General features: G+C 70.5%; 9 protein-coding genes. 7 read left to right on the top strand and 2 right to left on the bottom strand.

The window, feature by feature from the left end; translation table 11 throughout:
* From WG212_RS19440 to WG212_RS19430, 3 genes are all read left to right on the top strand, one after another.
* Nucleotides 1-306, top strand: a 306-nt coding sequence (locus WG212_RS19440; protein WP_337188772.1) for a hypothetical protein, incomplete at its 5' end; no start/stop codon positions are given.
* 126 nt (nucleotides 307-432) lie between these two features.
* Nucleotides 433-615 (top strand): hypothetical protein, encoded by a 183-nt coding sequence (locus tag WG212_RS19435; RefSeq protein WP_337188771.1) that lies wholly within the window; start codon nucleotides 433-435, stop codon nucleotides 613-615.
* A 41-nt stretch (nucleotides 616-656) separates the two neighbouring features.
* Nucleotides 657-1,355 (top strand): phosphatase PAP2 family protein, encoded by a 699-nt coding sequence (locus WG212_RS19430; RefSeq protein ID WP_337188770.1) that lies wholly within the window; start codon nucleotides 657-659, stop codon nucleotides 1,353-1,355.
* On the opposite strand, the gene WG212_RS19425 is transcribed toward WG212_RS19430, so the two are convergent.
* The gene (locus WG212_RS19425) at nucleotides 1,352-2,632 is read right to left on the bottom strand and encodes an amidase (protein ID WP_337188769.1); all 1,281 of its coding nucleotides are present in this window, start codon (nucleotides 2,630-2,632) and stop codon (nucleotides 1,352-1,354) included. The genes WG212_RS19430 and WG212_RS19425 overlap by 4 nt on opposite strands.
* 40 nt (nucleotides 2,633-2,672) lie before the next feature.
* Here WG212_RS19425 and WG212_RS19420 point away from each other — a divergent pair, with 40 nt between their 5' ends.
* Together WG212_RS19420 and WG212_RS19415 are read left to right on the top strand one after the other, a co-directional pair.
* The gene (locus WG212_RS19420) at nucleotides 2,673-4,103 is read left to right on the top strand and encodes an AMP-binding protein (RefSeq protein ID WP_337188768.1); all 1,431 of its coding nucleotides are present in this window, start codon (nucleotides 2,673-2,675) and stop codon (nucleotides 4,101-4,103) included.
* 41 nt (nucleotides 4,104-4,144) lie between these two features.
* The gene (locus WG212_RS19415) at nucleotides 4,145-4,915 is read left to right on the top strand and encodes an SDR family oxidoreductase (protein ID WP_337188767.1); all 771 of its coding nucleotides are present in this window, start codon (nucleotides 4,145-4,147) and stop codon (nucleotides 4,913-4,915) included.
* Here the strand turns inward: WG212_RS19415 and WG212_RS19410 are convergent.
* The gene (locus WG212_RS19410; protein WP_337188766.1) at nucleotides 4,912-5,316 is read right to left on the bottom strand and encodes a hypothetical protein; all 405 of its coding nucleotides are present in this window, start codon (nucleotides 5,314-5,316) and stop codon (nucleotides 4,912-4,914) included. The genes WG212_RS19415 and WG212_RS19410 overlap by 4 nt on opposite strands.
* Before the next feature lie 155 nt (nucleotides 5,317-5,471).
* Here WG212_RS19410 and WG212_RS19405 point away from each other — a divergent pair, with 155 nt between their 5' ends.
* A complete protein-coding gene (locus WG212_RS19405; protein ID WP_337188765.1) occupies nucleotides 5,472-6,290 on the top strand; it encodes an acyl-CoA thioesterase in 819 nt (272 codons plus the stop codon).
* Nucleotides 6,291-7,082 (top strand): RNA methyltransferase, encoded by a 792-nt coding sequence (locus tag WG212_RS19400; RefSeq protein ID WP_337188764.1) that lies wholly within the window; start codon nucleotides 6,291-6,293, stop codon nucleotides 7,080-7,082. It abuts the gene before it with no gap.
* The last annotated feature ends 39 nt before the right edge of the window (nucleotides 7,083-7,121 follow it).

The raw sequence follows: 7,121 nt of genomic DNA, 5'->3' as shown, positions 1-7,121 counted from the left end.
TGGAAGAACGATCCCAAGGGGCCGGCAGAGGTGGCGGAGATGGTCCGGGTCCATGGGCTTCCGTGGTTCGACCGGGTGACGTCGCTCGAGGACCAGGCTTCGAAGTGGTATGGCCGGGCCGCCACGGCATATCCCTGGGGGCTCCCCAATCTCGGGGCGCTCGCGGTGACGCTCTACAGGCTGGGCGCGCTCGACGAGGCCCTGGCCCTTTTCGAGGCGTCCGTGCCCAGGACCGCGCTTCCGAAGATCGTTGCCGAGGGCCGATGCGTGGAGCGTTGGCTCAAGGAGCAGAAGGCGCAGGTCTGAGGCCTGAATCTGACCAAGGATTCGCCCGCCGCGCGAATCGATTCCGCCATCACGCGAATGCGATTGTGCAGTGCGAAACCGTTTGATCTGCTCACGGTTGAATCCGTCGGTTAACGGAGGACGAGTATGCCGCAGGGACGCACGCTTGCGTATTCGCTCAGCCATGACGTCGATGTGTGGCGATGGTGTGTCTACGACGAGAATGGCGAGACGGTCGCCGACGGCGCGCACGACACCCAGGACGCCGCCCAGGCCGCGGTCGACATGACCCTGCGCCGGGCCGGCGGCGACTGGCGCCTGACGGCCTGACGCGCGTTGCCCCGGGCCCTTCGGGGCCTTAGCCTCCCGGCATGATGCCCGCGATTCAGCGTCTCGGAGCCTACCTTCGCCGCTTCGAGGCCCGCGTCCTCATCGGGCTGATCCTGGCGGCCGCCGTCCTCTGGGGCTTCGTGGCGCTGGCCGGCGCCATGGCCGGGGGCGACACCCAGGCGTTCGACTCGCGCCTCATCCTGGCGTTGCGCGAGCCCGGGGACCTGACGGACCCGATCGGTGGTCACACGGTCGAGGAGGCCGTCCGCGACATCACCGCGCTTGGGGGCACCACGCTGGTGGCGGTGACGACGCTGGTGGCGGTGCTGGCCTTCGCCTTCCACCGCCGGACGGCCCATGCGCTGGTCATGGCCGGCGTCGTCCTGGCCGCCTGGGCGTCCAGCAGCGGGACCAAGGCGTTCTTCGGCCGCCCGCGGCCCGACCTCGTGCCGCACGAGGTCCATGTCTACACCGGCAGCTTCCCCAGCGGGCATTCGACCATGTCGACCGCCTGCTTCCTCACCCTGGCCATGCTGGTGGCGAGCCTGGAGCCGCGGCGGCGCAGCAAGGCGCTGGCCTACGCCCTGGCGGCCCTCCTGGTGATGGGCGTGGGGTCCAGCCGGGTCTACCTGGGCGTCCACTGGCCCAGCGACGTCCTGGCGGGCTGGTGCCTGGGCGCGGCCTGGGCGCTGGTGGGCTGGGTGGCGCTGCGGGCGATGGGTGGGGCGGCCCGAGGTTAGCCTGCGAACCCGCTGAGGTCGGGCATGCGGCCGTTCCATCCCGAGACGCGCTCGAAGGCGACGGCGATCGCGACCACGCCCGCCTCATCGTGCGGCCGTCCCAGGATCTGGAGGCCCACGGGCAAGCCTTCGCGTGTGAGGCCGCACGGCACGCTGATCCCCGGCAGATCGAGGTAGTTGGCGGCGCGGGTCAGGCGGCTGAGGGGCGAGACGGTCTCGTCCACATCGGCGAAGGGCGCGGCGGGGATCGGGCAGGTGGGCGAGACGAGGCCGTCGAAACCGGCCATCCAGCGGTGGACGGCCGCCTGGCTGGCCTCCCGCTCGCGATGCGCGCGTTCGAGGCGCTCGTCGGTGATCTCGCGGCCCACCTCGAAGCGGCGGACGATCCAGGGGTCCATCTCGTGGGCCAGCGCCGCGATCCGCGCGCCCCAGATCCGCCAGCCCTCGCCGGCCATCAGGAGGCCGTTGGACGTGAAGGACTCGTCGAAGGCGGCGGGCGGCGGCGCTTCCGCGACCTCGAAGCCGGCTTCGCCCAGCCGGTCCAGCGCCTCGCGGTATAGCCGCGCCACGTCGGGATCGAGGGGATCCAGCGCCGACTGTGGCATCGCGGCGAGCCGGAGGCCGCCAGTCGCCCGGGTCATCGCAGCCTCCGCGTCGAACGGATCGCGCGTGGCCGCCTCGCCGTCAGGGCCGGAAACGATCGCCAGGGCGCGGGCCGCCGTCGCCACGTCGCGCGCCAGGACGCCGACGGTGTCGAGGGACGGGCTTAGGGGATGGACGCCCAGGAGGCTGACGAGGCTGCGGCCGGGCTTCAGGCCCACCACGCCGCAGGTCGCCGCCGGGATGCGCACCGAGCCGCCGGTGTCGCTGCCCAGGGCCGCGTCGCAGAAGCCCGCCGCCACCGCCACGGCGGAACCCGAGGAGGAGCCGCCGGCCACGCGGGCGACGTTGACATCCCAGGGATTGCGCGGCGCGCCGACCGCCCGGTTCGTGCCCCAGCCGCCATAGGCCAGCTCGACCGTGCGGGTCTTGCCCACGGCGCTCCAGCCGGCCTGGAGAAGCCGCTCCACCGCCACGGCGTTGCGGCCGGGGGCGGGGTCGAGCGGCGTGCGCGCCCCGCCGCCGGTGGGGACGCCGGCCACGTCGAACAGGTCCTTGACCGCGAAGGTGGGGCCGGTCATCCCCAGGTCGGCCAGGGGCGGGTCGAACACGCGGACGAAGGCGTTCAGGGCGCCGTCGTGCCGCCGGATACGGGTCAGGGCTTCGGCTAGCGTCATGGGGCGACAATCGCTGCGGAAAATGAGCTAGGGAAGGCCCATGACCGAACCGCCCTCCGCGAACCTCTACGATCTGCTGGCCGCCCGGTTTCCCGCCGATCGGCGCGCGCCCTGCTTCCTGCTGAGCGACGGGACGACCGTCAGCTATGGGGACCTGGAGACCGGGGCGGCCCACGTGGCGGGCCGCCTGGTGGCCGAAGGCGTGCGGCCCGGAGATCGAATCGCGCTGCAGGCCGGGAAGAGCCCCGAGTCGATCATGGTCTATCTGGGCGTGCTGAAGGCGGGCGCGGTCTACCTGCCGCTCAACAGCGCCTATACGCCGGCCGAGGTCGACTATTTCCTGGACGACGCCGAGCCCGCCGCCTTCGTCACCGACCCGCCGGCCTGGGTCGCGCATGCGCGGACGCATGCGCCGCTGGACGCCGCCGTGGCGCGTGGAGGTTCGGATCTCGCCTCGCTGATCTACACGTCCGGCACCACGGGCCGGTCGAAGGGCGCGATGCTGACCCACGGCGCGCTGGCGGCCAACGCCCTGGCGCTGCACGAGGCCTGGGGCTTCACGCCCGACGACGTGCTGCTGCACGCCCTGCCGATCTTCCACGTCCACGGCCTGTTCGTCGCGCTGCACTGCGCCCTCCTGTCGGGCTGCCCGATGGTCTGGCTGCCGAAGTTCGCGGACGACGAGGTGCTGGCCGGCCTCGGCCAGGCCACGGTGATGATGGGCGTGCCGACCTTCTACACCCGCCTGCTGGCCAATCCGGACTTCACGCGCGGGCGCGCCGCGGGCGTGCGGCTGTTCATCTCGGGCTCGGCGCCCCTGCTGCCCTCGACCTTCGCCGAGTTCGAGGCGCGTACAGGCCAGCGCATCCTGGAACGCTACGGGATGAGCGAGGCGGTGATCATCACCACCAATCCGCTGCATGGGGACCGGATCGCCGGCTCGGTTGGCTATCCGCTGCCGGGCGTCGAGCTGCGGATCGGGGGCGGAGAGGCGGCTGCCGGGGCCACCGGGGTCATCGAGATCCGCGGGCCGTCGGTCTTCTCCGGGTATTGGCGGATGCCGGAGAAGACGGCCGAGGAATTCACCGCCGACGGCTTCTTCCTCACCGGCGACGTGGGCCATCGCGACCCGGACGGCCGCGTCTGGATCTCGGGCCGGGCCAAGGACCTGATCATCTCGGGCGGCTACAATGTCTATCCCAAGGAGGTCGAGCTGGTGCTCGACGAACTTCCGGGCGTGGTCGAGAGCGCGGTGATCGGGGTTCCGCACCCCGACTTCGGAGAGGGCGTCGTGGCCGTGCTCATGGGAACCGGCGACGAGGCGGCGATCATCGCCGAGGCGCGTCGCCGGCTGGCCGCCTACAAGACGCCCAAACGGGTGGTCTTCGTGGACGAACTGCCGCGCAACACCATGGGCAAGGTCCAGAAGAACCGGCTTCGCGAGACGCATGCCCGCTTGTTTGGCGCCTAGGCCTTCGGGCAAGGTCCGCGCCCACAAGACAGGAGGACGGGATGGACCTGCAGCTCAAGGGCAAGACGGCGGTGGTGACGGGCGCGACTCGCGGCATCGGACGGGCCATCGCCGAGGCTTTCGCGGACGAGGGCGCCAACGTCGCCATCTGCGCCCGCAACGCCGGGCAGGTGACGGAGGCGGTGCGGGCCCTGGAGGCCAAGGGCGTGAAGGCGTTCGGCCAGGTGGTGGAAATCGCCGACGGCCCGGCGCTCAGGGGCTTCGTCACCGCGGCGGGCGAGGCCCTGGGCGGCGTGGACATCCTCGTCTCCAACGCCAGCGCCCTCGTAAACGGGGCCGGCGAGGAGACCTGGCGGGCGATGTTCGAGATCGACATCCTGGGCGCGGTGCGCACGTTCGAGGCGGCCAAGCCGCTGTTGGAGAAGGCCGCCGCCGACAAGGGTGACGCGGCGTTCCTGATCACCTCGTCCATTTCCGCGGCCGAAGCCGATCGGCCCGACGCCTACGGGGCCATGAAAGCCGCGCAGATCCACTTCGCCAAGGGCCTGGCGCGCGAGAACGCCCCGAAGGGAATCCGCTGCAACGTGGTGTCGCCGGGGACGGTGTTCTTCGAGGATGGCGTCTGGGGGCGGGTGAAGGCGGGAATGCCGGCTTTCTTCGAACAGATGATCCAGCGAAATCCCACCGGCCGGATGGCGACGCCCGAAGAAGTCGCTGCGGCGACCGTGTTCCTGGCCAGTCCGCGCTCGGCCTTCACGACCGGGATCAACATGGTGGTGGACGGCGCGATCAGCCGCCGCGCGAACTTCTAGCGGCGGAGTTCCGAGGCGCGGCGTCCGGCGGGCCGGACGTCGCCCTGCATCACCTGTCTCAGCCGCGCGAGGTAGATCGGTCCGGCGGCCATCAGCACGCCCAGCGCGTCGGCCGCCACCTGGGCGGGGGATATGAGCTCGCCGGCGACGCACGGCGCAAGCTCGCTGACGAGGATGACCCAGGCGGCGACCAGCGGGATGTCGCCGCGCCGTACATAAGGCATCAGGGCGTAGGCCAGGGCGGTCCCGGCGTAGAACAGAAGCAGGCGCGGGACGAACGCGTCGAAGACCGGCGTCATGGAAAGGGCCAGCACCATCCCACCAAGCATGAACGCCAGGGGCATGTAGAACGGTCGCCGCAGGACCGTAGCGCCGATTTGCGAGAGCGGTTGGCTGATCATCGCACGCGGACACTAGGCGCACGCCTCTGACTTCACGCTTAATTTTGTTGGTTCAGGCTTGGTGAACGACTTCTCGCGGAACGTGTGGCGGCTGTGATTGCGCGTTGCTGAAGCGGCTCTTGCGCTGGCGTCCGCGACACGCTTTCAGATGACGGATGGACAAGCTCTTCTTCGACCTGCGCCCCACCCACAATCCGCATCGCTGGTATCTGCCGGTGGAGACGAACATCAGCGTCGGCGCGCCCGGGGCGATGTTCATGTTCGGCGGCGTGGGCCTGGCCTCCGCAGTCTCGGCGATGGAGCGCACCTGTGACCGCCCTGTGATCTGGGCGACGGCGCAGTACCTGTCGTACGCGCGTCCCGGCAGCATCGTGGACCTCGATGTCTGGACACCCGTCGAGGGCAAGTACAACACCCAGGCCCGGGTCATCGGCCATGTGGGCGACAAGGAGATCCTGACCGTCAACGCCGCCCTGGGCGCCCGGCCGTCGGACCTTTCGGAGCAGTGGGTCCGGATGCCGGAAGCGCCCCCGCCGGAGGACTGCGAGCCCGCCGAACACTGGCGGCACGTCCAGGAAGGTCTGCACAGCCGCATGGAGGTCCGGCGGGCCAAGGGCCGCTATGGCGCCGATCGGGTCGGCCGTCCGGAAGCCGACGGGCGTTCGATGATCTGGGTGCGCCCGCGCGAGGGCTTTCCCATCGATACGGGCATGCTGGCGATCATGGCCGACCTGGTGCCTTCGGGCCTGGGGGCCGCGATGGGGCGAAACGCCGGCGGCAACAGCCTGGACAATACCCTGCGCATCCGGCGCATCGTTCCGACGGAGTGGGTGCTCTGCGACATAAGCATGTCGGGGATGCATGGCGGTTTCGCGCACGGCTCGATGCATCTCTTCGCACAGGATGGTGAGCTGATGGCCATCGCCAGCCAGTCCATGATCGCGCGAATCCGCGACAACGCCACGGATCGCTGAGTGATCGTCGCGGTCGACGATCCGGACGATCCGCGCCTGGAGCCCTACCGTCATGTCCGGGACCGCGATCTTGTGGGCCATGACGGACGTTTCATGGCCGAGGGACGCGTGGTGCTGGAGAAGGTGGCCCGCGCCACCCCCGGCATGTTGGAATCGGTGCTGGTCGCCGCGCACCGCCTGGAGGGCCTGTCGGACCTGATCGCGGCGTTGCCGGGCGAGATTCCAGTCTATGCCGCCGGGCAGGCGGCGATGGACAGGGTGGTGGGGTTCCCCATTCACCGAGGTGTCCTGGCCGTGGGGCGCCGGCCTCGGCGGGACGCCGCCGCGCTGCTGGCGGGCCTGCCGCCGCAGGCCCTGGTCGTGGGCCTGGTCGGCATCGCCAATCACGACAACATGGGCGGCGTCTTCCGCAACGCCGCCGCCTTCGGGGCCGATGCGGTGCTTCTGGACGATACCTGCTGCGATCCGCTGTATCGAAAGGCGATCCGCGTCAGCGTGGGCGCCGCCCTGACGACGCCGTTCGCGCGGATCGGCAGTGGAGAACACCTTGTCGCGGCGCTGAGCGGGGCCGGTTTCGAGACGGTCGCGCTCTCGCCGGCCGGCGCGGAGAACCTCCAGGACGTCCGCCCCGCCGGTCGGGTCGCGGCGTTGTTCGGCGCGGAGGGGCCGGGATTGCCCGCGGCGGTGCTGGCGCGGGCCCGGACCGTTCGTATCGCGATGGCGGGCGGGTTTGACTCTCTCAACGTGGCGACCACGAGTGGAATCGTTCTTCACACGCTCACGTTGCGTTAAGCCCCCATTTAACGCCTGTGGATCATAAGGCTGCCGGGG

This window comes from Phenylobacterium sp., assembly GCF_037189685.1.
Lineage (GTDB): Bacteria > Pseudomonadota > Alphaproteobacteria > Caulobacterales > Caulobacteraceae > Phenylobacterium.
The sequence above is the reverse complement of the archived record's forward strand: the minus strand, read 5'-3'. Positions and strand labels throughout refer to the sequence as shown.